Origin of the sequence: Paenibacillus pinisoli (assembly GCF_003605435.1) — a bacterium.
GTDB classification, from domain to species: Bacteria; Bacillota; Bacilli; order Paenibacillales; family Paenibacillaceae; genus Pristimantibacillus; species Pristimantibacillus pinisoli.
In genome coordinates this window covers 902,231-927,807 of record NZ_QXQB01000002.1, presented here as the reverse complement: position 1 = coordinate 927,807, position 25,577 = coordinate 902,231, and the positions used below count along the sequence as shown (strand labels likewise).

Below are 25,577 nucleotides of genomic sequence, written 5' to 3'. Positions count from 1 at the left end.
CGTGTCATAGCAGACTGGGGGTACACATGGAGATGTTTATTTCGTTTCATCTTATTGAAATTACTATCATTTGATTGCCATTATTAATTATAGCTGGGTATAAGCATAATCCATATTATGATGTCGTTTATATACTAAAAAAAAGGATGAATTGAGGTGAAAACATGAATTCTTATGAAAAGAAAAAACGAGAAGTTTTGAAAAAGTTGAAAAAACATAAGGTGATAATTGGCCCGCCAGGGCCAACGGGTCCTGAAGGGCCACGCGGGCCACGGGGGAAAAAAGGAGAAGAAGGGGAGCGTGGCAAGCGAGGCAAACGCGGTAGATTAGGTGAAGCAGGCCTGTCAGGAGCGACAGGGGATCCAGGTGCAACAGGTCCGACGGGAGCGACAGGTCTAATAGGGGCGACAGGGGATCCTGGTGCAACGGGTCCGACGGGAGCGACAGGTCTAATAGGGGCGACAGGGGATCCTGGTGCAACAGGTCCGACGGGAGCTATAGGTCTGCCAGGAGCGACAGGGAATCCAGGTGCAACAGGTCCGACGGGAGCTACAGGGGATCCTGGTGCAACCGGTCCGACGGGAGCTATAGGTCTGCCAGGCGCGACAGGGGATCCTGGCGCAACAGGTCCGACGGGAGCGACAGGTCTACCAGGGGCAACAGGGGACCCTGGCGCAATAGGTCCGACGGGAGCGACAGGTCTACCAGGGGCAACAGGGGACCCTGGTGCAACCGGTCCCACGGGAGCGACAGGTCTAACAGGGGCGACAGGGGATCCTGGCGCAACAGGTCCGACGGGAGCTACAGGTCTGCCAGGAGCGACAGGGGATCCTGGTGTAACCGGCCCGACAGGGGATCCTGGCGCAACAGGTCCCACGGGAGCGACAGGTCTAATAGGGGCGACAGGGGATCCTGGCGCAACAGGTCCGACGGGAGCTACAGGTCTGCCAGGCGCGACAGGGGATCCTGGCGCAACAGGTCCGACGGGAGCTACAGGTCTGCCAGGCGCGACAGGGGATCTAGGCGCAACAGGTCCGACGGGAGCTATAGGTCTGCCAGGAGCGACAGGGGATCCTGGTGTAACCGGCCCGACAGGGGATCCTGGCGCAACAGGTCCCACGGGAGCTACAGGTCTGCCAGGAGCGGCAGGGGATCCTGGTGCAACGGGTCCGACGGGAGCGGACGGAACCACAGGCGCAACCGGCGTAACTGGCTCGACGGGAGCTGACGGAGCGATAGGTGCAACCGGTCCGACGGGAGCAGACGGAGCGACGGGCGCAACCGGCCCGACGGGAGCTGACGGAGCGATAGGTGCAACCGGCCCGACGGGAGCTGACGGAGCGATAGGAGCAACCGGCTCGACGGGAGCAGACGGAGCGACAGGCGCAACGGGGCCGACGGGAGCAGACGGAGCGACAGGCGCAACAGGTGCAACCGGCCCGACGGGAGCAGACGGAGCGACAGGCGCAACGGGGCCGACGGGAGCAGACGGAGCGATAGGAGCAACAGGTGCAACCGGTCCGACGGGAGCAGACGGAGCGTTAGGAGCAACAGGTGCAACCGGTCCGACAGGAGCAGACGGAGCGACAGGCGCAACCGGCCCGACGGGAGCAGACGGAGCGTTAGGAGCAACAGGTGCAACCGGTCCGACGGGAGCAGACGGAGCAACAGGCGCAACCGGCCCAACTGGCACTTTTGATGTCGGTGAACCGCTGTTTACGGTTGAGTCGCCAGGAGGAACTGGGGTTATTACATTCGGTGATATTTTGCGTCTGGAACCTGTAGGGAATATAAATATAAATGTTCAAGAAGATCCGACCATGACAACAGTGTTCTTCGATGTTAAGCCAGATGAGCCGAATGGTTTCTCTGCAGTTACAACAACAACAGTCGCCGCTACTACGCAGATTGGCAATTGGTCGACAGTACCGCCCTATTATAATTTTTTTGGTCAATTAGATCCTGTATCCGGAACTTATTTCGTACCAAGGCCTGGTGTGTTCTCTGTTTCCGCTACGATAAGCTATAATCTGACTGAAGTTCCGACTACGTCAATAGGACCCGATGTTAATCCTTATTTCTCCGTACGAAATTTATCGACCGGTGAGGAAGTTATTACGGGAGCGATCCCTATAGTCGATCTTGCCTTCGCTGACTTTACAGGACGGTCTGTGCTTAGATCCGGCACGGTTACTTTGGCAGGAGACTTGCAGCTTAACGGCGGCGAGCAATTAGGATTGTTCTACGTCGATGACGGTTTCACGATCCCGATTGATATCGGAAGCATATTGCCTGGCATTGTTTGGTCCATTCATCAATCGGTCTTTCTCTAAACGTACAAATAGAGTAAACACGAAGCTCGCGCGATATTGGCGAGCTTTTGTTTTGTGAGTTTGAACCTATAGTATTATAGTTTCTCAAATTTACCGTACCGTTGCGCCTGGGACTATGCCTTTAGAAGCAGATAATCTCATGTCTTTGCTCTACAATATTTGTATCATATGCACTTAAAATCAGCACAAGAGAAATGAAGGCTGGCGGAATGGAAAACATCAAAAAACAACCCGCAAGAGGAACACGAGGTGTCCGCCTTGCGGGTTGTGGGTATCGTTATACGCGATAGACGACAGCCTCATAAGGCTGCAGTTCGATCACGGTGTCTTGATTGGTTCTTGCGGAATAGTTGCTGATGACGATGTCGCCAAGCTTCTCTGCGCCGCAATCTGCCGTGTTGACGATTGCCGGCTGCTCCGAGATGTTCAGCAGCACGAGCCAAGATTCGTCGCCTAGCGTCCGAGTGTACGCGTAGATCTGCTCGTGGTCTTTCAAGTGAGTGGCGAAGCTTCCGTATATCATCACTTCATTGCGCTTGCGCAGCTCAATGAGCTTTTTGTAGTAGTAGAATACGGAGTTCGGATCCGCCAAGGCTTGCTCAACATTGATGTCCTTGTGATTCGGATTGACGCCGATCCAAGGCTTACCCTCAGTGAAGCCGCCTTGAGGCGAGCTGTTCCACTGCATCGGCGTACGGGAGTTGTCGCGCGACAGATGCTGAAGCTCCTTCAGCACTTCCTCCGGGTTGCGGCCTTTGCCGACTTCCTCTTTGTACTTGTTCCTCATCGAGATATCGTTATATTCATCGATGGAGGAGAAGCGGATGCCCGTCATGCCAATCTCTTCGCCCTGATACACATAAGGCATACCAGGCAAAGTATGAATGAGCGTGGCGAAGCAAGTAGCCGATTGCTCGCGGTATTCGGCATCGTTGCCGAAGCGCGTCACGACACGGGTATGGTCATGGTTGTTCAGGAACTGAGAATTCCAGCCCTTGCCCCATAAGCCGTTATACCAGCGGTCCTGAATTTGCTTGAAGCGGTGCATGTCCCAATAAGCCATATAGTCGCACACTTCAAAGTGGAACATCGTGTTCAGTTCGCCGCGATCCTCGCCGACGTAGAGCAGGCCGTCCTCGGGATTAACGAACGGAATTTCGCCAACAGTGAAAGCATCATAATGCTTCAGCACTTTCTCGTGCATTTCCTGCAAGTACTCATGTATGCCCGGATTGTTGCCCAGATAAGAGATATCGGACGGATTCTCGGCATCCGGGAAGCCCGGAATCTTGGCCAGCAGATTGATGACATCCATGCGGAAGCCGTCAATTCCTTTGTCCAGCCAGAAGCGCATCAGCGCGTATACTTCCTCGCGAACCTTCTCATTCTCCCAGTTAAGATCAGGCTGCTCGGCTGAGAACGAGTGGAAGTAGTACTCGCCTGTTGCCTCGTCATACGTCCAAGCGGAAGGGGCAAAGTAGGAGCGCCAGTTGTTCTTTTCTTTGCGCCAGATATAGTAGTCTCGCTTCGGATTGCTGACGGACGAACGGGACTCCTTGAACCAGGCATGCTGATCGGAAGTATGGTTCACCACCAGATCCATAATGAGCTTCATTCCGCGTTCATGCACAGCGGATAGGAGCTTGTCGAACGTAGCCATCGTGCCCGCCTTCGGCATAATGGAGCGGTAGTCCGCGATGTCATAGCCGTTGTCGACATCCGGAGACTCGTAGCACGGATTCAGCCAAATGACGTCTACGCCCAGGCTTTGAATATAATCGAGCTTCTGATAGACGCCTTCCAGATCGCCGTACCCGTCTCCATTGCTGTCATAAAAGCTGCGCCAATACACTTGATAGACGACTGCTTCTTTCCACCAGATTTTGTTCATGTTGTTATCTACCCTTTCCAACTTCAACCGCATAGCCCGTTGTATTGCTGAGCACATTCACATGCAGGTCATCATTCGTCGTTAATCGTTGTACTTCTATGCTAAGATGGCCTTCGCCAACCGGTATACGTTCGATTCTCAGCCGGTTCATGCCGCTAGGCAGCACCGGATTCAGGTTAATAACACGGTTCAGCGCATCCGGGAACAATCCCAGTGCGGTCTGTGCGATGACGATCGACACTGCTGCCGACCAAGCTTGCGGCGAGCATGTCGTCGGATATGGGACTACGCCTTCGCCTTCATTGGCATAACCGCAGAATAGCTCGGGGAACCTGGCGTCCGCGAACGAACGGGAGGCTTCCAGCAGGCTGTCAATCAGCTGTACCGCTTCCGCCCCGAAGCCAAGGCGGCTCAATCCAAGAAGGATGAATCCATTATCATGAGGCCATACACTGCCGTTGTGGTAGCTCATCGGATAATATCCGGCCGCTTCCGTGCTCATCGTACGAATGCCGAAACCTCCATTCATATCAGGAGAGCCAAGACGCTTCGCAACCTGGGCAGCCCGTTCAGCCTCCGGAAGCTCGCAGAAGAGCAGGTGGCCGGGATTAGAGGTTACGGAATGGACCGGGTTCCGGTCGCGCTCCAGCGCGATCGCGTAATACTGCGCGTCTTCCATCCAGTAGCGGGACTCGAATTGCTGCTGCAAAGCCTCAGCCTCTTGCTTCAGCTTCGCTCCAAGCTCCGTGTCTCCCAGACGGTCATAGATCGCTGCAAGCTGTCTCTTGGCGTAGTAGACATAGCCCTGCACCTCGCTTAGCGCGATAGGGGAGGCGGCAAGCTGGCCGCTCGGATGAACAATGCAATTCGGCGAATCCTTCCAGCCCTGATTCGGGAAGCCTTGCTCCGCTTCTTGATGATACGAGAGGAAGCCGCCATACTGCTCGCTATTCTCATCGATCCATGCAAGCGCCTTGTTAATCGCTGGAGTCAATTCCTTGACCAGGTCCAGATCGCCTGTCCACTTGACATACTCCCCGAGTACGGCGAGGAAGAGAGGCGTTGCATCGACCGTGCCGAAGTATGGACCAAACGGGGATTGGCCTGTTGCAACGAGCTCTCCGAAGCGCATTTCGTGCATGATCTTGCCTGGCTGCTCGTCACGGGTAGCGTCGTACTTGGTGCCTTGCCATGCTGCCAGCGTACGCAAGGTCGCCTTGGCTGTCTCCGGCTGCAGCATCAGCATGTAGAGGGAAGTAATCAGGCTGTCTCGGCCGAATGGAGCGGCGAACCAGGGCAGACCCGCTGTAGGCATCTCGCCATGTCCATAATCGGACATCAGCATTTTAAGGTCTTGCACGCTGCGGCTGAATACGCGCTGGAATGCGGGAAGGTCCGATTCAACGGTCATCGTATCCTCTGCCCAAGCACGGTAGCTCTCGGCAAGAGCTGCCAGTCCGTCTGCGAAAGGAGGGAGAGATGGCTTCCGAACCGTCTCCCAGCTTGGCGTAATCATGAAATGAATGGATACCGACTCGCGCGGCTGCAGTACCTGGCTGAACCGGACATGCCCGGATTCATTCACTTCGGCAGGCTCCGAATCCCACTGAATATGAATGAAGCGCTTCAGGCTGTCCTTGCCGGAGTATTGCAAAGTCATGCCGTCACGATCATAGGAAGCTTGACTGATATGTCCGACCTCTCCGGTACGGTAGCGGCGAACGAGGAACATATCTTGGAAGTCCGCTCCGAACAACATATCGATATCGGCGGGTCTGGCATCCGGGAAGAAGTTCGTTACCGTAACCCGTTCATGCAGCGAGCCGTCAAAAATGTAACGTTCCCGAATGAGCTCCATTGCGCCTACATCTTTGGTTTGGCTCATCAGCCGCAGCTTGGTATAGTAGCTGCGGTCCAAATGGGAGGAGAGCAGCTCGGGCAGCTCTCCTCCCAGCTTCAGCTCCATCTCGCTCAGGAAGCGAGTATCTTTTGCATAGAGACCGTAACCATCCTCGGAGCCGCCGGCCATATCTCCGTTCGGCGCTGTCAGACAGAACAAATCTCCTTCTTTCATCACGCAGTTATTCATGCGGTCAATTCCTCCTGCCTTACTTCACTGCGCCTTCGGCAACCCCTTTGATGATGTGCTTCTGAGCTGTGAAATAGAAAATTACAACCGGGATGATGGACAGCGTGAGGCCGGCCATTGCCAGGTTCCATACAATCGTGAACTCTCCGAAGAAGTAGAAGGTGGAGAGCGGAATCGTACGCAAGCCTTTGTCCGAGAGCGTCAGGGATGGGAGCAAGTAGTCGTTCCACATCATGATGACGTCGAGAATCGCAACGGTAATCGTAATGGTCTTCAGCATCGGGAATACGATGCGCCAGAAGACGCCGAACTTGCTGCAGCCGTCCAGTGTTGCCGCTTCTTCAAGCGCAATCGGTACGGACTTGATAAAGCCGTGGTACAGGAAGACCGCCATGCTGGCGTGGAAGCCAATGTTCATGAAGATCAGGCCGCCATGCGTATTCAGCATCGGGATATGCAGATTCGTGCCGATCCAGCCCATAACTTGCATAAGAGGCATCATCAGCGTCTGGAACGGAATCAGCATCGTCGATACGAGTACCATGAAAATAATTTGGCTCAGTCTATTGTTGGTGCGGACAAGCATCCAAGCCGTCATGGACGCCAGCACGACGATGAACACGAGCGAGACAAGCGTTACGAATAGCGAGTTGCCGAACGCGGTCAGGAAGTTCATCTTCTCCATGGCTTGCGCGTAATACTCGAAGCTGAAAGAGGATGGCAGCGCAAGCGCGTTCTCGTACAGCTCGGAGCGAGTCTTGAACGAGTTCACGATCATGATGTAGATAGGCGACAAGAAGAGGATAGCGATGACGACAAGCAATATTTCCAAAATCAATTTGCTTGTTTTCTTCATTACATCTGCACCTCTCTTTTCTTCGTGATGTAGACCTGTACGAGTGTTACAGCGGCTACGAGCACGAAGAAGATAATCGCTTTCGCTTGACCGATACCATAACGGCTGTAGCCGAAGATCTCATTGAAGATGTTCATGGCGAACATTTCTGTAGAGTTAATCGGGCCGCCGCCGGTGAGCGACAGGTTAACGTCGAATATTTTGAATGCGCCGGATAGCGTCAAGAATAGACAAATGGTAAAGGACGGCATGAGCAGCGGGAATATGATCTTGGTCAGCCTATGCCAAGCATTGGCGCCGTCGACTTTCGCGGCTTCCATCATGTCGTCGGGAATGCCTTGGATTCCCGCAATGTAGATAATCATTGTATAACCCGCCATTTGCCAAGCGAATACGACCGCGATCGCATACAGGGCAAAGTCGGGATTAAGCAGCCAGTTGAAGAAGACGCCGCCCATGCCGGTGTTCTCCCCGACATATTTGAACACATCGGTAAAGATAAACTTCCAGATGTAACCCAGAATCAGGCCGCCGATCAGGTTCGGCATAAAGAATAAAGTTCTCGCGATGTTGCTGGTGCGCAGCTTGGACGTCACGAGCAGCGACAGGGCAAGGCCCATCACATTGACAATAATCAGAGCTAAAAATGTAAATTTAATTGTGAGCCAAGCCGACTTCAAGAAGCGGTCGTCCTGGAAAATATGAACGTAGTTGTCGAAGCCTACAAATACCTTTGGATTGGCCGGAATCCCGTCCCAGCTAATGAAGGAGTAGTAAATGCCGATGGCAAACGGGATGAGGACGACAATGGAAAAGATAGTCAGCAGGGGTGCTGTAAATAGAGCGTACCAGGCTCTATTTTTGTTCGCTTTCATATGGATTCACTCATTTCGGAGTAATTTCGGTCCGTACGATTGGGTCAAAGATAGAAAACTAACCTGGCCCGGCCAGGTTAGTTTTCCATGAATCAGCTGCTGCCGTTATGGCGTCAGGCTTATTGCTTAGGAGCTTTCGCCCATACTTCGTCAAGCTTCTGCAGAAGCTGAGCGCCTGTCATGGACTTGTTCAGGAAAAACTCTTGCGCGACAGGAGCCAGATCGTTCTGGATGATGCCTTGCGGGAAGTATGTCAGAGCCCAAGGAATCGTGTTGCCGCTAACTGTAGCTTCGGATACCGCTTGGGACAGCGGGTCCAGGCTGCTTGTTTCGATATTCGTCATCGCAGGGATGAACTTGAATTCGTTCACGATGATGTTTTTGCCAGTCTCGCTGTTGTACAGCCACTCGAAGAATGCATTAGCCGCTTTGATTTGATCAGCGGATGCTTTGTTATTGATAACCCAGATGGCCGGGATGTCTACAGCCAGCTTCGTGTTGCCTGCAAGCGGCATAGCCATCATGCCGGCATCGATGTCTTTGTAGTCTTGCAGCATGCCGTAGCTCCAGTTGCCTTGGTGTACGATTGCTGTCTTGCCAGTTGCGAAGTCGCCCATTTGAGTGTCGTAAGTTACTTCAAGCGGGTTTTTCGCCGATTCGCGGATCGCTTCCATGAACTGTCCGAACTCTTGGAATTCCTTCGTGTCAGCCATTTTCACTTCGCCTTTGTTCAGCTTCTCGATGAATGCAACCGGATCTTGCTGCAGAGCGAAAGGCGTGTTGATGATGTGGCCGATCAGGAAGTATGCTTCCTGGGACAGGCTGAAGCCGTTAATGCCGTTCGCTTTGCTCTCTTCCAGGAACGACTTGAAGGATGCAAGGTCAGTGATTTTCGCAGGATCAACCAGCTCTTTGTTGTAGACGAAGCCGAAGCCTTCTACGCCAGTCGGTACGCCGACGATCTTGCCGTCGATTTTCACTTCCATGTTCGGAGCGATGTTCTTCACGTAGGATTCATTGCTCATGTCGTAGTAGTACGACTGGAACTTGGTTGTCTCGGCGCCTGTCTGTACGCCGAAGATCGTTGGGCCTTCGCCAGCGTTAAGCTTTGCTTGAAGCTGAGTCAGGTAGTTGTCGCCTGCGGAGCCCCATACGTCGATCTCGTTGCCTGTTTCTTCCTTATACTTCTTGGCCATCGCTTCCAGTTGGTCAGCGATTTCAACTTTGGATTGGAACAGGGAAATCTTCGGAAGCTTCGCAGCTCCGCCTTCACCGTTCGTACCGCCGTTATTCGTATTGTTCCCGCCGCAAGCGGCGAGGATGGTAAGTAGCATAACGGAACTGATCATGATGGAAATAAAGCGCTTTACATTTGTCACTTGTAAGGTCCCCCTTTTGATGGATGTACCATTGATTATAAACCGACAGGTGTAGAAGTCAATAAAAAACTTATGAAATTTAGATGTTTTACTTAATAAAATGTAGTTGTTTTAAGTAAAATGTAGACTATAATAGTAGGTAAAACTGAGTTTCATTTTACTAATCGCAAAATATGGCTAATTTCTACTGTTCCTGTCGTTTCAATGGTTTTGGCAATTTATTTGCTGTTGAAATGTGTAGGTAAAACGATTGTAAAGTGATATAATAAGTTTTACTTACGGAATTTGATGAGGAGGTTTATGGATGAGCAGTTTGAAAGAGATTGCCCAGCTTACGGGCGTATCTATTTCGACCGTATCCAACGTACTGAACGGACGGAAAAACGTATCGCAAGAAACAAGAGAACGCATCCTGCGGATTTGCGAAGAGCAGGGCTACGTGCATGACGCTGCGCCGAAAAAATCCAAGTCCGATAAAGATAAACGGATCGTGTTTATATTCAGCGATTTTGACCGCGAGTTTTATTTGAAAATCATTGAAGGGGTCAGCACCTGCCTGAATGAGAACGGGTACGACCTCATTATTTGCACCAATAAATCAAGCGACAACTTCCTGAAGAGCAGCTTCGCGCGCGGGACAATCAGTCTGGACGGAAGCCTGTCCGACGAATACTTCCAATCGGTGGCGAAGCCTGAATTCCCAGTGGTGCTTATGGACAGGGTGCTCGATAACGACAATAAAAATACAAAAAGCGTCATCGTCGACAATTATCCGGTGATGTGCCAGCTCGTGCAGTCTTTGGTGAACAAAGGTATGAGGCGCTTTGGCTTCCTGGGCGGACAAGCTGCAACGCTGGATAATAAGGAGCGCTTCTCCGGCTTCATGGATACGCTTCAAGCGAATGGAATCGCCTTCGACCAGACGTATTATTACCATGGCAATTACCGGGAGAAGAGCGGCTATCAGGCAGCTAAGCTGATGATCCTGAGCAACGACTATCCGGAAGTGCTGGTCTGCGCGAATGACAATATGGCGATCGGCGCTATCAAAGCATTCGAGGAGCATGGCATCTCCGTGCCGCAGGACATCTCCATTACCGGCTTTGATGATTCCGATGCCGCTGCGCTGGCTGGCTTGACGACGATCAAAATCCCGCGTTACGAAAGCGGCTTCCTCGCAGCCAAAGAGCTGCTGGAGCTGATCAAAGGCAACGTCAATCGCGATACTGTCAAGCTTGGCGCATCCATCATCTGGCGCCAGTCCGTTCGTTCCTAAAACGTTAACTCCATCGGTCGTTCCCTTGAACGGATGTTTGTTCCAACCAGCCTGAGTGACCAGCGGTCGTTCAGGCTTTTTTATTGGGATATAAACCAGATACCTGCTGCGAGTTCATTTTAACTTACCCCGTAATTGGCTCCTCTAATCATGTTTTTCCTCAGGTGTAACGCATTGTCTTCTTAGAGAATCGGTGCGTTTTTATTTGTGGTACAATGATACGAGCAAATCAAGGGATATATATTTTAACTACGGTGCTTACATGAATGGAGATAAATAAAAATGAGCTTGTTAACGGTTGAGCAATTATCACATACGTTTGGCGATCGGGTATTGTTTAGAAACGTGTCGTTCCGTTTGCTTGAGGGAGAGCGTGTCGGGCTGGTTGGCGCGAATGGTACAGGGAAATCTACTCTTATGAATATTTTGACAGGCAAGCTGCTGAAGGACGAAGGCAAGGTGGAATGGACGCCTCGTGTACGCTACGGTTATTTGGACCAGCATACGAAGCTGGAAGCAGGCAAAACCATTCGGGATGTCTTGAAGGATGCGTTTTTGCCTTTGCTCGTATTGGAAGAGGAGCTTAACGGCATTACAGCGCAAATGGGCGATGCCGACCCTGATACGTTGGAACAGCTTTTGGAGCGCATGGGAGAAATTCAAGAGGAGCTTGAAATCGGGGATTTCTATTTAATCGATGTGAAAGTCGATGAGATGGCCAATGGCTTGGGCCTTAATGTGATCGGACTTGACCGTGATGTCGCCGCGTTAAGCGGCGGTCAGCGGACGAAGGTTCTGCTTGCCAAGCTGCTGCTTGAGAAGCCGGGCGTCTTATTGCTGGACGAGCCTACAAACTATTTGGATGAAGAGCATATTAACTGGCTGACTAACTATCTGAAAAACTATCCTTATTCGTTTGTTCTTATTTCTCATGAAACAGGCTTTATGAATCAAGTCGTCAACGTTATCTATCATCTTGAGTTTACGAAGCTGACGCGTTACTCGGCCAATTATGAGAAGTTTCTGGAGATGGCTGAATTGAATAAAGCTCAGCATATCGACGCTTATGAGAGGCAACGGGATTATATTAAGAAGCAAGAGGAATTTATTCAAAAAAACAAAGCGCGTGCTTCTACCTCCGGACGTGCGAAGAGCCGCGAGAAGCAGCTCGACCGTATCGACCGCATCGACAAGCCGGAGGAGGCGGCGAAGCCGACCTTTAACTTTAAAGAATCCAGAACCAGCGGCAAGACCGTATTTGAAGCGGAGGGGATGGTCATCGGCTACAACAAGCCGCTCCTTCCCAAGCTGGATATGGTCATTGAGCGAGGCGATAAAATCGCAATCGTAGGCTGCAACGGCGTCGGCAAATCAACACTCTTAAAGACCATTCTTGGCGTTATTGCTCCGTTGGAGGGTAAAACGTATCTAGGCGATTATTTATTTCCTGCTTACTTCGAGCAGGAAGCAAAGGCGCCGACGATGACTCCGCTAGAGGACGTATGGGATGAATTTTCCTTTATGAATCAGCACGAGGTTCGGGCAGCGCTTGCCCGCTGCGGCCTTAAGAATGAGCATATTACACGCTCGCTTAACCAGCTGAGCGGTGGAGAGCAGGCCAAGGTTCGGCTATGTAAACTGATGATGCGAGAGAGCAACTGGATTTTGTTCGATGAACCGACGAACCATTTGGATGTGGTCGCCAAAGCTGAATTGAAGCGAGCGTTAAAGGCTTACAAGGGTACAGTCGTTCTGGTCTCTCATGAACCTGATTTTTATATGGATTGGGTAACCAAAACATGGGATGTAGAGGCCTGGTCGATGAAGAGCCTGGCATAATAGGTTTATTGAAAAAAGACAACTTCCCATAGACACCAGCCTGTTCCTCTATCACGCCCACAAGAATGTACTAATAACAGACAGTACATTTTCTATCTAGGGGTGATAGGGGTGGCGATCATAGATGTATTCCCGGACAGTCCGACGGTCATTCAAGATGCGGTGGCTTCGGCGAACGAAGGGGATGTTATTCTGGTCCCATAGGGGCATTTATCATGAGACGGTGAGGATAAGCGGCGCAAAAAACAATCTTCGTATCCTTGCCAAGCATTACAATCAGAAATTACTGCCGGCGGCATTCGAATGGTTAACGGGAAGTCCCATCGCATCTTAGAGAATCAAATTAGCCGTATGTGAGGACTCCGCGGGGAGATCAAACCTTTCGGGATATACGTGAATCACTCGGAAGGCAACCTGCTCATACGGAACAAAATTGAACTGATCGGGATGGCAGGATTGAGATTATCTTTATTTAATAGAATAATGGCTGTGTGCCTTCATAAAACCCACTCCATCAGTGGGTTTATTTTTATAGAGACTCGTACCGATAAATTTATACATTTTCTTCTATTAGGATTGGAAAGCTTATAGTAAAATGTGACTAATAGTGTGTAAAACGAAAACCATATATCTATTCATTTTAAAAGAAGGAGAAAAATAAATGATCAAAAAATGGATGCCAATACGTTGGCGATCATACCTGGCGGCAGCGCTTGCAGCAGCCATATTGTTCTCAACGTGGGCGATGTACAGTCCCTCATTATCAGCTGCACCCAATTGGACGACAGGAGGAGGAGAGGCAGACGACCCACCTTCATTTGACGGCGTTCCGGTAGGAATGGACATTGACCCGGTGAACGGCTTTTTATTTGTAGCGGACCACATTAATAATAAAGTAAATATCTATGATAAAGATGGCGTTAGTAAAGGAATTATTTTCAGTCCGGATTTCTCGCAGCCTTTAGCTGTCCGGTTTGACGGCCCCAATTATCTGTATGTAACCGATAGAAATAAGCTGTTCAGATTCCATATTCTATACTGGGGTACAAGTTATTCGTTTGTTCAAGATGTAAAGTGGGACGGGGGGCTAGCTTACCCTCAAGGGATTGCGATATCAGGCAGTGACTTGTATGTAGCCGATACGAACAACGATCGAGTGTTGAAGTTCAATACAGCGACTTTCAGCAGCTTAAGTACGCCTGCCATTTGGTCAGACGATCTGGATCCGGACCCGGCGATGACCACTGCACTACAGTCGCCTACGGGGCTGGCTGCTGATACCTCGGGGGTATATATTAGCAGTCAAAGTGCCGAAACCATTATGAAAGTTACACCAAGCGGCTCGGTTGAACGAGTGATAAATCTCGATTATCCAAGAGGGCTTCGAATTGGAGTTGACGGATACCTGTATGCGGCGAGTAGGAACGGCAGCAGTCTCGTTACTAGGTTAAATAAGAATTTGGATGTGGACGCGACATATTTCCATAACCCGACACCTGGTTTAGCTTCTAATGATATAGCACTGGACCAATCAGGAGCGCTATATGTAAGCCAAGAATCCCAGATTGTGCCTGCTAATAACCAAGTAAAGAAGCTAACGATCGGCTCGCCTGACAACCGCTTGTCTGCGTTAACCATCAGCGAAGGCGCTTTGGTTCCTTTTCCATTTTCATCAGATATCCTAGAGTATAGTGCTGTTGTAGGAGGCAGCGTTGACTCCATTGCAGTCACCCCTGTATTAGCTAATACGTCGGCTACTGTACAAGTTAATCATGTAGCGGTAACAAGCGGCGATGCTTCTGAAGATATTCCATTGGCGACAGGAGACAACTATATTTCTGTGGATGTAACGGCGGAAAATAATAGTGTGCGAGCCTATACAATTAAAGTTACGAAAGCGCGTCATACAGATGCGGCATTAAGCGCGTTGTCCATTAGTTCGGGTCCTCTGAATGAAACATTTGATCCGGCGGATACAGAGTATTCCGCGAATGTTGCTAACTCGATAGAATCCATAGAAGTAACAGGCCTTAATTCGTACCGGGCAACGTTGACTGTGAACGGAAATGCGGCGACGAACGGCAGCGCTTATGGACCGGTCCCATTGGCAGTTGGTCCGAATCCCATTACGATTATCGTCACAGCTGAGGATGGTATGACAACCAGGACATACAACATTACTGTAACTCGTGCGCCTTCAGCAGATGCAACGTTGAGCAGCCTGACCATGAGCAGCGGAACCTTGGATATTCCATTTGCACCGGGTACAACATCTTACACTTCGTCTGTAGCCAACAGTGTAACCTCGCTCAGTGTAACGCCAACATCGGCGAGCAGTACTGCTACTGTGAAAGTGAACGGGAACTCGGCGACTAGCGGCAATGCCTTTGGTCCGATCCCGCTGCCAATAGGCTCCAGCACGATTACAATTGTGGTCACAGCACAGGATGGAACAACAACCAAGACCTATTCTGTCCGTGTGACGCGAGCAGGCGGCGTGAGCGTTCCTGCCGGGAACCAACCGGGACCGCTCATTGACTTAGGCGACCGATGGGTTGACCCCGATACGATCGACACTTCGAAACCAACTGCAGTTTTGAATGTTACGCCAAAAGACGGTGTGGCCGCGGCTCGTATCCCGGCATCCGTATTAACGGGATTTAGAGGCGCGAACGCCAGCTTTTTGCTAGAAATCAAGACGCCTTATGGCAGCTACCGCATTCCGGTTCAATTAGCATCGCTCATCCCCGGACTTGAAGCGCTGCTCGCGAAGCATGCCATGAGACTCGATGAAATCAGCTTCGGCATTACACTGACGGATAGGTCGGGGGACTCGAAGCTCCAGCAAGCATTGGAGAAGGGCTTGCCGGATGGAGGGGTAATGGGGGCCCTTGTAGATTTCAAGCTTGAAATCCTGAATACCAGCACGGGAGAGCCGCTCGGCGTTGCGGACACATTCAGCCAAGCGCTGAATCGATTGATTCCGATGCCAAGAACGTTGAACGCTCTGCCTGAACAGTGGGGAGCATTCCGTTATAACGAGACAACCGGCGTATTCGAATTTGTTCCTGCCAAGATGGTCCAGATCGAAGATGTCTGGTATGCCTCGATCAGCTCCTACTCTAACAGCGTGTATGTGGTGGCTGACAACAAAGTAAGCTTTACTGATTTGCAACAGCACTGGAGCCAGTCGATGGTTGAGCTAGCCGCAGCGAAAAAGCTGGTGGAAGGCGTGAGTAAGCAGACATTTGTACCGGACCGGGCTGTGACAAGAGCGGAATTCACCGCTATGCTGGTTCGCGCATTGGGACGCGGCACCTCTTCCAGCGAGCCAACGTCTTATGATGATGTGAAGCAAGGGGACTGGTATTACAGCTTCGTTGCCAAAGCGAAGGAGCTGGGTCTGCTCGGTTTTGCGAAAGGCGATGTCTTTATGCCTAATCAGCCGCTTACGCGCGAGGAAATGGCGAGCATGCTTGCGGCTGCCGTGAAGCTTGAAGCGAATTCGGTTACCAAAGGGACCATAAGCGTGGATGGTTATAAGGATGCTGAAGCTATGGATCCGGCTCATATCGAGGCCATCCGATTGCTGATCCAACTCCGCATCATGACGGGTACGAGCGAAGAGACGTTTAATCCTAAAGGGGAAACGACAAGGGCTCAAGCGGCGACAGTGCTTATCAGAACCTTGCAGAAGCTTGATATCATTGAAAAGTAATTAGCGTACAAAAGGCTTAATCCTTGGATACCCAGGCGATTAAGCCTTTTTTCTATTACTTGCAAAGTCTCATCATTTATGATAAGTTTCTTTTAGTTAGATATTCTAATTAGTTGCGAAGGAGAATGGAATGAGAAAAAAAAGAACGAAAGAGCAGGCAATGGATCAACAACTGCCTGCACTCGGTGTAGAGCCTTATTTAGAGCTCATGAATCAGACGGCTGCCGAAGATACGGAACGTAAATCGGCTCATATGGGGTTGCTTATGCTGTGGCTGAGTGACAACGTTCTAGATGTCATGGACGGCGATTTGGCCCCTTACGGCATTTCAGAGAGTAAGCTGGATCTATTGCTCCTGCTTGTTCTGCATGAGGGGAGAGAGCTTATTACCCCTTCCGGCCTTGCAGACAGACTGGGGATCAGACGGGCCTCGGTAACGGCACTGCTGGACTGGCTCGAGAAGAGGGGATGGATTATCCGTATTCAAAGCGAGGCAGATCGCCGGATGATTCATGTGAGGATAACGGAGGAAGGCCGCGCATTAGTGAAGCAAGTTCTGCCAACCTTTTGGTCTACTTGCGCTTCTCTGTTTGATGGCTTGTCCCAAGAGGAGCGAGTCATCGCCGAAAAGCTTTTGATTAAATTGCATGGCATAGTGGAAAAACGAATGGGAGGAGGGCGATAAATTTTTTTTGGACAACTAGTTAGATTATCTTACTATACGGGGTTTCAGAAAATGGTCTGAAGGATGGGAAGCGCCATGGTAGCAGAATAATAACCCCTTTTGAGTATGTAGTTAGATTATCTTATCAAATCGCATTCTGGCAAAGCCCGCAGCAACAAGGACTGAATCATAAAGAAAGAGGTGTTCTTATGACACAAGCAATAACAACCAAACACCCTAAACGAAATTATCCGATTATGACAGCTATTTTGTGCTGGGCAGGCATGGTGGTCATGTCTAGCCTGTACGTCACGATTCCTCTTATTTCCATGTTCTCGGATACCTTCGGGGTATCCTCCACGCAGGCTGCAGCTGCAGGCAGTGTGTTCTCTTTGGGATTTGCCTTGGGCTGTCTTGTCTATGGCGCAGTATCCGATAAATACGGCCGCAAGAAAGTAATCTTTATCGGCTTGATCGCGCTGACTTTGATTTCTTTGCTGCTCGGCGTAGTTCAGGAGTTTTCATGGATGATCATACTCCGGTGGCTGCAGGGGGCGGCCGCAGCGACATTTTCCCCTGTTGCACTTGCTTATGCAGTGGAGATGTATCCAGCACAAAAACGGGTGACCGCTATTGGATTTATAAGTACGGGCTTTCTGGTCGCGGGTATTGTCGGTCAAGTCGTAAGCGGGAGCATCAGCCAGCATTATGGATGGAATGCGATCTTTTATTTACTGGCTGCAGTCTATGCGGTTACCGCTGTTCTTGTTGCGAGGCTCCTTCCGAAAGGGGAAGTTCAGCATGCCGGCGCCAGCATCTTGGAGCCCATTCGCAACATGAGGAAAGTGTTGGCCCGTAAAAGCCTATTGTTAGCTTATCTGGCGGCATTCGTACTGCTGATGTCCTTTGTTAGCATGTCGACCGTGCTTGGTTCGTATTTGAGCAGTTCGACATTCGGTCTGAGCCAAGGGGAGATTCTATATATTCGCTCCTTTGGCGTATTGGGGATGCTTGTCTCGCCTTATGCGGGGCGGCTTGCGGGGCGTTTCGGTGCGCTGACGGTATTAAGAGGGGGGTTATTGCTAGCGATGATTGCCCTAGCTGCCTCGGGGTTAATTTCTGTCCTGCCGCTGCTCGTTACGGTAAGTGTGGTCTTTATCGCGGGCATCGCCATTGCGACGCCTTCTCTCATATCGCTCGTCGGCCAGCTCGGCGGCCAATCGCGTGGCATCGCTGTCTCGGTGTATACGTTTATCTTGTTTGCGGGAACAAGCCTGGGACCCATTATTTCCATACAGTCCATGAGAATGGGCAGCTACCCGCTCATCTTTGTTGTGCTGGCGCTAATACTCGGTATCGGCTTCATAGCCGCCTGCTTGATTCGCAGCGAAGTGCCTGAACAGGCCAAAAGCTGATAGCGGCCCATCAAAAAACAACCCATCAAAATCGCAGGATTCTGATGGGTTTGTTGTGTTAGTCCAGCCCTAGTACCTTTGTCTATATTCTTGCAAAATAACATCCATCACTCGCTTGCCCCAGCGTGCGAGCTCCGAGTCTTTCTCATTCCAGGCATAGGTGATGAGCGCTTTCCACAGGGCCCAGCCTCGCGCCCGGTTAACGGTATCTGCATCCACATTCATTTTGCTGAAAAATACAGCCCGGCTCTCTTCGTGGAAGAAGTTCCAAGCCATCACAAGGTCACTCGAAGGATCGCCGGTGCCCATGGTGCCAAAATCAATCACGCCGGACAGACGTCCGTTCTGTACGAGCAAATTGCCTACAGCAACATCGCCATGTACCCAGCGTGGAGCGGATTGACAGCTGGAGGAGAGGGACAATTCCCATATCTCGGCTAGAAGCTTCCGATCATATTGGCCACCAAGCTCCTTGATGACCGATCTTGTATCGCCATCGTAGACTGCAAGATTGCCTCCGCGATGAAAGTTTTGCACACCAGCAGGGATGCCGTCGCTTGCATCGATCGCTTGCAATTCCTGCAAGAAAGAAGCGAGATCATCGGCGAATTGGTTCTCACTATAGATATTGCCATGCGTAACCGTATCGCCTTCAATCCATCGATTGACGGACCAGGGGAGGGGATACTCATCTGTAGGCTGTCCCAAGGCAAGAGGGGCCGGTATGGGAAGAGAAAGATGCTGCTGAATGCGGGGCAGCCATAGCTGCTCCTTCTGAACAGCAGATGCGTATCGCTCATGGCTGGGAAGGCGCACCGTCATTTTGGGGCCAAGCCGATAGGTACGGTTGTCATGCCCGGACTTCTCGACAGGCTTGATGGTTAAATCCCTCCACTGTGGAAACTGGGTATCGATTAGATTGCGAACCAATTCCGTTGTAATCATCATGCCATTCACCGCGCTTTCTGCTCAGATTCTTTCCCCAGTATAAACCGGGCTGCCCTGCAGCCTCAAAGGATACAAAAGTTATAATTAATCTTGCCCTAAGATTAAAAACGTCCAATCGCAACAATCAATGCTAACGTGAAGAATACGACGTTGACGAGAATCTCGCGGTATTCTTTGCGGGCTATGTGGAAGATAGCGCCGAATAGAACGACAGCGGCAAGTCCGGTTGCGGCAAGCGGCGTTAATATGGGCATGAGATTCAGCGCCTGAGGCAAGATTACCCCAATCGCGCCTAATAGTTCCGCTAACCCGATAAAGAGGACGAATCCCTTCGGAACCTCTTTTACCCACCCCCATGACGCTTTGGCTTGCTCATACTGGAACGCCTTCAACCATCCTGAATAGATAAATCCTAATGCAGCTAGCCCTTGAATGATCCAGATTGCGATATTCATATACATTTCAACCTCCTGATTTCTTGTTCAACCTCCGATACAGGTATAATAGACTTAAGTATTCGAAGGACGGAAGTAGGCACTTTTTCTAGACCTGGTGTATAAAAAGTGACCTTAGATCCATAAAGGGAAGCGGGAGGCTGCCATGAAAGAGTATTGCAAATTTGAATCGGCATTGGAGATCTTAATCGGCAAATGGAAGCCTGTCATTCTGCTGCAGCTGATCTCGAACGGTACGATGAGATTCAGTGAGCTTCAACGGGCGATACCGGATATTAACAAAAAGATGCTCACTCAGCAATTAAGGGAGCTGGAGTATAACGATATCGTACATCGTGAGGTATACAGCCAGGTTCCTCCAAAGGTTGAATATTCGATCTCCGAGTATGGCAAAGGTCTAAGCGTTGTACTTCAGGCCTTGAATGACTGGGGAGCCGCACATATGGAGCATATGGATAAGCGGTATGGAGCTGACTGGGCAGGACTGAATGTTGATGATGGAGGCGATCCAAGTGGAACAAAAAAATGAATGCATGCTGGTTACGAAAGAATCTTTTCGGGCGATTGGGTTGAAATGGTCGGGAACGTTCGCTGAGGCAGGCGCAGGCGGAATTCGGCTTGTGCAAGCAGAGATGAAGAGCAGAATGAACGAAATCAAGCAAGTCGTTAATCCGCATATATTGCTTGGTCTGTCCTATCATGTGACGGAAGACGGCTTTACCCACTATTCTGCAGTTGAAGTAGAACAGATGGAAGATATTCCGGATGGCATGGCGAGCATTACTCCTCCAACCTTGACTTATGCGAAGTGCGAGCATCGACGGGGACAAAACATTGAAGCTTCCTATAACAATATTTATGCTTGGATTCAGGATAGGGGCTACAGTCTGTATAAAGGCGACATTACTCATTATGAAGAGTACCCGATGAATCAAGATCCGCAATCGGAAGATCCGGAATTTGTGATTATGATACCGATTGGAACATAAAAATGAACGCAGGGGCTGTCCCTGGAAGGCGAGGTCATTCGTCTTGGGGACAGCCTCTTTTTGTGTTTTATGCAGCAATGCAGCTTGTCTTAACGGAACGGCAATAGTTCAACACTTCGTTTGGAAATTGGCTGTTCCATCCAGGACGGCGTGCAGAAAGGCTTTCGACTTTTTTAATTGCTTTTGGATATCTTCGAGTTCCTTGATCTTTTGCTCTACCGATTTCTTTTTGGCCTCATAGGACAGGTTAAGCTCTTGATTGACGAGCAAGCTGATTTCTTCAATTGAAAAGTTCACAGATAATAGCGTCTTCACATCATCCAGAAAATCAACAATTTCCTCAGAATATACCCGGTAATTATGTTCATCCCTCTGAACAAATTTGTCCGGAATGATGTTTTTGCGCTCGTAGAATCTTAAGGTCGAGATAGGCAGTCCCGTTAATTTGGCAACTTCATTTATTTTCATAGAATAAACCTCGCTTCTGGGTGCTTGCTATAAACCTAGGTTCATAGTTCATACTACGAATAGGATAACGAATGACATACACCATGTCAAAAAAACTAAGGTTATCAAAAGGAGAGTTTCTATGTTTGCGAGTATTCAAAATAATGATTTTGCCAATATCCTAAAGGGACGGCGCTCCGTTCGCCATTATGATGAGAGCGTTAAGATATCGAGAGAAGAGATCAGCGAAATGATTGCGGAAGCCAGCCTCGCTCCGTCGTCTGCCAATATGCAGCCTTGGCGCGTAGTTGTAGTGGATACGCCTGAGGGAAAGGAAAAACTAAGACCGCTTGTGCGGTTCAATACGCTGCAAAACGATACTTCATCCGCTATGTTATTGATTTTTGGCGATACCGAGAGTCATTTGAATGCTGAAGAAATTTACAACACAGCTGTGGAGCAAGGGAAAATGCCGGCTGAAGTAAAAGAGCGCCAACTCGGAACGATTCTATCGATGTTCCCGGCTTTGCCGAAAGAACTGAAGGTGGAAGTGGCCAAGGTCGACAGCAGCCTCTTTGCGATGCAGCTCATGTTAGTCGCCCGTGCACACGGATATGATACGAATCCAATGGCGGGATTTGAGGTTGATCAAGTGGCACGGGCATTCGATCTAGATGAGGAGCGCTATGCTCCGGTCATGATTATTTCGATAGGAAAGGCCAAGGAAGCGGGATATGAGTCTGTTCGGTTGGCTTCTGACAAAATTACATTTTGGAGATGAAATAGACGGTCGTCCGATGTGAAGACGCGGGTTGGATACTAAGTTTAGATAAAATGGAGATAGTACGCAGATTGAAGTACATCGCTTGTGACGATGTACTTCTTTGCTGTGTAAATCAGTTTGTAGACGTTTGTTGTAAATATTATCCATTCACAATGTGAAAATAGAGTATTTTCTCTTAATTTGTATTATATTTTGGTGAATATAATCGTTTTTACCCCCTGCAGTAGCGAATTAACCCCCTATGAAAAAGTCACAGGTATGAATAAAATCATAGTGAGAGCAAAAAGAATGCGCTTTCATTTCTAGGTTTAATAGGTTTATTGCAAGTGAAGAACACAAACTTAATGGGGGGAATTGTCACAAATGAGGAGAATGAAAAAAACGGTTGCGATTATGTTGTTATCAGCACTTATAGTCTTGTCCGTGCTGCCAGGTTTGGGCTTGGCGGCAGCATCCGGCGCGCCAGGGGCGCCGCTCTTGTACCAAAGCAACTGGAATAACAGCCCGAATTATTCAATTGGTTTCAATATGTGGTGGGGCAACAACGGTACGGCCTGGAAATTGTATGAGAATAACGTTGTTGTCCATACAGGAACACTAATAGATCAATCTCCTAATGCACAAACTGCCTCGTTTGCTTTCACCAACAAGCCATCCGGTACTTACGTTTACAAGGTTGAACTGATCAACTCCTACGGCTCATCCACATCAGGTACAATCTCCTATCAAGTTATTAATGCGAGCGGCGGCGGGGATTCGCAAGCGCCTTCCGTGCCAGGAAATCTCGCAGCTTCAGATATTACAGAAAATTCAGTTAAATTATCCTGGAATGCTTCTACGGATAACGTTGGGGTGACAGGCTACGAGGTTTACCAAGGCGGATCCTTGGCAGCAACTGTAGCAGGTACTTCCTATACGGCAACAGCGCTTACTGCTGGCACGGCCTACACGTACACGGTAAAAGCGAGGGATGCAGCAGGCAATGTATCGGCAGCGAGCCTTCCGCTTGTTGTCACGACGCTTGCTGTTACTCCTGACACAACAGCTCCTTCCGCTCCGGCGAATTTGACAGCTTCGAACGTGACTTCAAGCTCCGTAAGCCTGGAGTGGGCAGCATCGACAGATGACGTTGGCGTCACGGGCTACACGGTAAATTACGGCTCCACAAGCGTTTCTGTATCGGGTACAAGCACAACCATTGCAGGTTTGGCTTCCGGCACATCTTACACATTCGTTGTTACCGCGAAGGACGCGGCAGGCAATGTATCGGCAGCAAGCAACTCAGTTGTTGTCACGACGCTTGCCGTTGTTCCCGACACAACAGCTCCTTCCGCTCCGGCGAACCTGACCGCTTCCTCTGTAACATCCAGTTCGGTTGCCCTCACATGGGCAGCGTCGACAGATAACGTTGGCGTCACGGGCTACACCGTTTCCTATGGCTCCACAGACGTTTCCGTAACCGGAACAAGTGCAACCATCTCAGGTCTGACACCTAACACTTCGTACACGTTCGTCGTTAAAGCGAAGGATGCGGCAGGCAATGTATCAGCAGCAAGTAATGCTGTGACGGTATTGACAGAAACAGCACCCGTCAATCAAGATGCCTGCCGGCCCGAAGGATTGTATGACTCCGGCGTAGAGGGCGTGCCTTATTGCAGCGCTTACGATACAGACGGCCGCGAGCTTCTTCCGAATGGTCTGGATCGCCGCATCATCGGTTACTTCACAAGCTGGCGTACAGGTGATAACGGGCAGCTTAGATATTTGGCTTCCGATATCCCTTGGAACAAACTGTCGCATATCAACTATGCATTTGCCCATATCGACAGCAATAACAAAGTTTCCGTAGGCAGCCACTCTCCAAACAACGCATCGTTAGGCAAAACATGGCCTGGAGTAGCGGGAGCAGAGATGGACCCGTCTTATTCCTACCAAGGACACTTTAACTTGCTGAACAAGTTCAAGAAACAGAATCCAGGCGTAAAAACGCTGATTTCCGTTGGCGGCTGGGCCGAAACAGGCGGTTACTTTAATGACAACGGAGATCGCGTAGCGAATGGCGGTTTCTACACGATGACAACTAATGCGGACGGTTCTGTCAATGAGGCGGGGATTGAGGCTTTCTCCGATTCTGCAGTAGCATTCATCCGTCAATACGGCTTTGACGGTGTGGACATCGACTATGAGTATCCGACTTCCATGAAGGATGCCGGCAACCCGCATGACTGGGTATTCTCGACGCCTCGTCTGGCTGGACTTGCCAAAAGCTATGATGTTCTGATGAAAACACTTCGTACGAAGCTAGACCAAGCTTCTGCTGAAGACGGCCAATATTACATGCTGACGATTGCATCCCCATCATCCGGTTACCTGTTGCGCGGCATGGAGACATTTAACTCCCTTAAATATTTGGATTATGTCAACGTCATGAGCTATGATCTTCATGGCGCTTGGAATGAATTCGTAGGACCAAACGCACAATTGTTCGATGACGGCAAAGATGCGGAGCTGAAAGCGGCTGGTGTATATTCCACGGCTGAATACGGCGGCATCGGCTATCTGAACACAGACTGGGCTTATCATTACATGCGCGGTATGATGCAAGCGGGACGAATCAATATCGGCGTGCCTTACTACACGCGCGGATTCCAAAATGTCGTAGGCGGCACAAATGGCCTATGGGGCACAGCCAAAGGAACCGTATGTCCTACAGAGTTGAAAGGAAAATGCGGCGACGGTGCGGTAGGCATCGACAACCTGTGGCATGACAAAAACGATTCAGGCCATGAGCTGGGAGCAGGCTCCAACCCGATGTGGCATGCGAAAAACCTGGAGTTCGGCATTCGCGGTACGTATCTGGGGGATTATGGACTGGAAGCTGCTCCATTGACGGGCACGTATACGCGCCACTACGATGAGACGCTTGTTGCCCCATGGTTGTGGAACAGCACAAAACGTGTGTTCATCTCCACGGAGGACGAGCAATCGATTAACGCTAAAGCGGACTGGGCTATTGAGAACAGCATTGGCGGTTTGATGATTTGGGAGCTTGCAGGCGACTATGGCTGGGATGCCGGCAAATCCGAATATGGCGTAGGTTACACGATGACCAACGCTATGTATAACAAATTCTCGAATACAACGCCGTATGGCAACACAAACCGGACCATTGCAATGCCAGCTGAGAAGTTTGATGCTTCAATCGAGTTTACAGGCTTTAAATTGGGTGATCAGAACTTCCCGATCAATCCAAAGATCAAGCTGACCAACAACAGCAATACAACGATTACAGGCGGAGCTGTTATCGAGTTCGATGTTCCGACATCGACCAATGCCTTGTTCCGCAGCTGGAACGGCGATCAGGTCAGCGTAATCTCTACAGGCCATACAGGCAATAATATTGGCGGTCTAAAAGGCGATTTCCACCGAATCGCGATTACGGTTCCTGGCTGGAAGTCGATTGCGCCTGGAGCGTCGGAATTGTTCGACCTTGTCTATTACTTGCCGATTAGCGGACCTGCCAACGTTACCATTACGATCGATGGCGTAACTTATTCGCTGAATCCGTAAACGATGGTGATCCGGCCGATAAGCGCCATACCGAATGCCATTGCAGAGG

At 50.1% G+C, this 25,577-nt stretch carries 18 protein-coding genes; 10 read left to right on the top strand and 8 right to left on the bottom strand.

Going from position 1 to position 25,577, the window contains the following annotated elements:
- The first annotated feature begins 221 nt into the window (after nucleotides 1-221).
- Complete coding sequence (locus D3P09_RS28315; RefSeq protein WP_481354045.1) at nucleotides 222-2,333, top strand: collagen-like domain-containing protein; 2,112 nt, start codon at nucleotides 222-224, stop codon at nucleotides 2,331-2,333.
- A gap of 277 nt (nucleotides 2,334-2,610) precedes the next feature.
- Here the strand turns inward: D3P09_RS28315 and D3P09_RS11485 are convergent, their stop codons facing one another.
- From D3P09_RS11485 to D3P09_RS11465, 5 genes are all read right to left on the bottom strand, one after another.
- Nucleotides 2,611-4,224 carry a glycoside hydrolase family 13 protein gene (locus D3P09_RS11485; RefSeq protein WP_120109891.1) on the bottom strand — a complete coding sequence of 538 codons (1,614 nt, stop codon included), beginning with the start codon at nucleotides 4,222-4,224 and terminating at the stop codon, nucleotides 2,611-2,613.
- A 4-nt stretch (nucleotides 4,225-4,228) separates the two neighbouring features.
- Entirely contained in the window at nucleotides 4,229-6,313 is a 2,085-nt protein-coding gene (locus D3P09_RS11480; protein WP_120109889.1) for an amylo-alpha-1,6-glucosidase, read from the bottom strand.
- A gap of 19 nt (nucleotides 6,314-6,332) precedes the next feature.
- Nucleotides 6,333-7,169, bottom strand: a complete 837-nt coding sequence (locus D3P09_RS11475; RefSeq protein ID WP_120109887.1) for a carbohydrate ABC transporter permease — start codon at nucleotides 7,167-7,169, stop codon at nucleotides 6,333-6,335.
- Complete coding sequence (locus tag D3P09_RS11470; RefSeq protein ID WP_120109885.1) at nucleotides 7,169-8,044, bottom strand: carbohydrate ABC transporter permease; 876 nt, start codon at nucleotides 8,042-8,044, stop codon at nucleotides 7,169-7,171. Before D3P09_RS11470 ends, D3P09_RS11475 begins: the two co-directional genes overlap by 1 nt.
- Before the next feature lie 119 nt (nucleotides 8,045-8,163).
- Nucleotides 8,164-9,423 (bottom strand): ABC transporter substrate-binding protein, encoded by a 1,260-nt coding sequence (locus tag D3P09_RS11465; RefSeq protein ID WP_120109883.1) that lies wholly within the window; start codon nucleotides 9,421-9,423, stop codon nucleotides 8,164-8,166.
- 304 nt (nucleotides 9,424-9,727) lie between these two features.
- Between D3P09_RS11465 and D3P09_RS11460 the strand changes: the two genes are divergently transcribed.
- The 5 genes from D3P09_RS11460 (at nucleotide 9,728) to D3P09_RS11440 (ending at nucleotide 18,335) form a co-directional block, all read left to right on the top strand.
- A complete protein-coding gene (locus D3P09_RS11460; RefSeq protein ID WP_120109881.1) occupies nucleotides 9,728-10,699 on the top strand; it encodes a LacI family DNA-binding transcriptional regulator in 972 nt (323 codons plus the stop codon).
- A gap of 282 nt (nucleotides 10,700-10,981) precedes the next feature.
- A complete protein-coding gene (locus D3P09_RS11455; protein ID WP_120109879.1) occupies nucleotides 10,982-12,538 on the top strand; it encodes an ABC-F family ATP-binding cassette domain-containing protein in 1,557 nt (518 codons plus the stop codon).
- A gap of 661 nt (nucleotides 12,539-13,199) precedes the next feature.
- A complete protein-coding gene (locus D3P09_RS11450) occupies nucleotides 13,200-16,256 on the top strand; it encodes a cadherin-like beta sandwich domain-containing protein (protein ID WP_120109877.1) in 3,057 nt (1,018 codons plus the stop codon).
- Between the two features lie 130 nt (nucleotides 16,257-16,386).
- The gene (locus D3P09_RS11445) at nucleotides 16,387-16,941 is read left to right on the top strand and encodes a MarR family winged helix-turn-helix transcriptional regulator (protein ID WP_120109875.1); all 555 of its coding nucleotides are present in this window, start codon (nucleotides 16,387-16,389) and stop codon (nucleotides 16,939-16,941) included.
- 188 nt (nucleotides 16,942-17,129) lie between these two features.
- The gene (locus D3P09_RS11440) at nucleotides 17,130-18,335 is read left to right on the top strand and encodes an MFS transporter (protein WP_243644095.1); all 1,206 of its coding nucleotides are present in this window, start codon (nucleotides 17,130-17,132) and stop codon (nucleotides 18,333-18,335) included.
- A gap of 69 nt (nucleotides 18,336-18,404) precedes the next feature.
- Here D3P09_RS11440 and D3P09_RS11435 read toward each other — a convergent pair whose 3' ends face one another.
- Both D3P09_RS11435 and D3P09_RS11430 read right to left on the bottom strand, forming a co-directional pair.
- Nucleotides 18,405-19,283, bottom strand: a complete 879-nt coding sequence (locus D3P09_RS11435; protein ID WP_120110776.1) for an aminoglycoside phosphotransferase family protein — start codon at nucleotides 19,281-19,283, stop codon at nucleotides 18,405-18,407.
- Nucleotides 19,284-19,384: 101 nt separating this feature from the next.
- Nucleotides 19,385-19,738, bottom strand: a complete 354-nt coding sequence (locus D3P09_RS11430; protein ID WP_120110773.1) for a DoxX family protein — start codon at nucleotides 19,736-19,738, stop codon at nucleotides 19,385-19,387.
- Between the two features lie 145 nt (nucleotides 19,739-19,883).
- On the opposite strand from D3P09_RS11430, the gene D3P09_RS11425 reads away from it, so the two are divergent.
- Complete coding sequence (locus tag D3P09_RS11425; protein ID WP_120109873.1) at nucleotides 19,884-20,267, top strand: winged helix-turn-helix transcriptional regulator; 384 nt, start codon at nucleotides 19,884-19,886, stop codon at nucleotides 20,265-20,267.
- The gene (locus D3P09_RS11420) at nucleotides 20,251-20,727 is read left to right on the top strand and encodes a GyrI-like domain-containing protein (RefSeq protein ID WP_341538285.1); all 477 of its coding nucleotides are present in this window, start codon (nucleotides 20,251-20,253) and stop codon (nucleotides 20,725-20,727) included. Before D3P09_RS11425 ends, D3P09_RS11420 begins: the two co-directional genes overlap by 17 nt.
- Before the next feature lie 108 nt (nucleotides 20,728-20,835).
- Here D3P09_RS11420 and D3P09_RS11415 read toward each other — a convergent pair whose 3' ends face one another.
- Nucleotides 20,836-21,195, bottom strand: coding sequence for a MerR family transcriptional regulator (locus D3P09_RS11415; protein ID WP_120109871.1), 360 nt, complete (start codon nucleotides 21,193-21,195; stop codon nucleotides 20,836-20,838).
- 121 nt (nucleotides 21,196-21,316) lie between these two features.
- On the opposite strand from D3P09_RS11415, the gene D3P09_RS11410 reads away from it, so the two are divergent.
- On the top strand, nucleotides 21,317-21,955 hold the full coding sequence (locus D3P09_RS11410) for a nitroreductase family protein (RefSeq protein WP_120109870.1): 639 nt from the start codon (nucleotides 21,317-21,319) through the stop codon (nucleotides 21,953-21,955).
- A 366-nt stretch (nucleotides 21,956-22,321) separates the two neighbouring features.
- Nucleotides 22,322-25,528 (top strand): glycosyl hydrolase family 18 protein, encoded by a 3,207-nt coding sequence (locus D3P09_RS11405; protein ID WP_120109868.1) that lies wholly within the window; start codon nucleotides 22,322-22,324, stop codon nucleotides 25,526-25,528.
- Nucleotides 25,529-25,577: the final 49 nt, after the last annotated feature.

Coding starts and splice junctions, on each gene's coding strand:
- D3P09_RS11485 (WP_120109891.1), bottom strand. CDS start 4,224: ATGAACAAAATCTGGTGGAAAGAAGCAGTCGTCTATCAAGTGTATTGG.
- D3P09_RS11480 (WP_120109889.1), bottom strand. CDS start 6,313: ATGAATAACTGCGTGATGAAAGAAGGAGATTTGTTCTGTCTGACAGCG.
- D3P09_RS11475 (WP_120109887.1), bottom strand. CDS start 7,169: ATGAAGAAAACAAGCAAATTGATTTTGGAAATATTGCTTGTCGTCATC.
- D3P09_RS11470 (WP_120109885.1), bottom strand. CDS start 8,044: ATGAAAGCGAACAAAAATAGAGCCTGGTACGCTCTATTTACAGCACCC.
- D3P09_RS11460 (WP_120109881.1), top strand. CDS start 9,728: ATGAGCAGTTTGAAAGAGATTGCCCAGCTTACGGGCGTATCTATTTCG.
- D3P09_RS11455 (WP_120109879.1), top strand. CDS start 10,982: ATGAGCTTGTTAACGGTTGAGCAATTATCACATACGTTTGGCGATCGG.
- D3P09_RS11450 (WP_120109877.1), top strand. CDS start 13,200: ATGATCAAAAAATGGATGCCAATACGTTGGCGATCATACCTGGCGGCA.
- D3P09_RS11445 (WP_120109875.1), top strand. CDS start 16,387: ATGAGAAAAAAAAGAACGAAAGAGCAGGCAATGGATCAACAACTGCCT.
- D3P09_RS11440 (WP_243644095.1), top strand. CDS start 17,130: ATGACACAAGCAATAACAACCAAACACCCTAAACGAAATTATCCGATT.
- D3P09_RS11435 (WP_120110776.1), bottom strand. CDS start 19,283: ATGATGATTACAACGGAATTGGTTCGCAATCTAATCGATACCCAGTTT.
- D3P09_RS11430 (WP_120110773.1), bottom strand. CDS start 19,738: ATGAATATCGCAATCTGGATCATTCAAGGGCTAGCTGCATTAGGATTT.
- D3P09_RS11425 (WP_120109873.1), top strand. CDS start 19,884: ATGAAAGAGTATTGCAAATTTGAATCGGCATTGGAGATCTTAATCGGC.
- D3P09_RS11415 (WP_120109871.1), bottom strand. CDS start 21,195: ATGAAAATAAATGAAGTTGCCAAATTAACGGGACTGCCTATCTCGACC.
- D3P09_RS11410 (WP_120109870.1), top strand. CDS start 21,317: ATGTTTGCGAGTATTCAAAATAATGATTTTGCCAATATCCTAAAGGGA.
- D3P09_RS11405 (WP_120109868.1), top strand. CDS start 22,322: ATGAGGAGAATGAAAAAAACGGTTGCGATTATGTTGTTATCAGCACTT.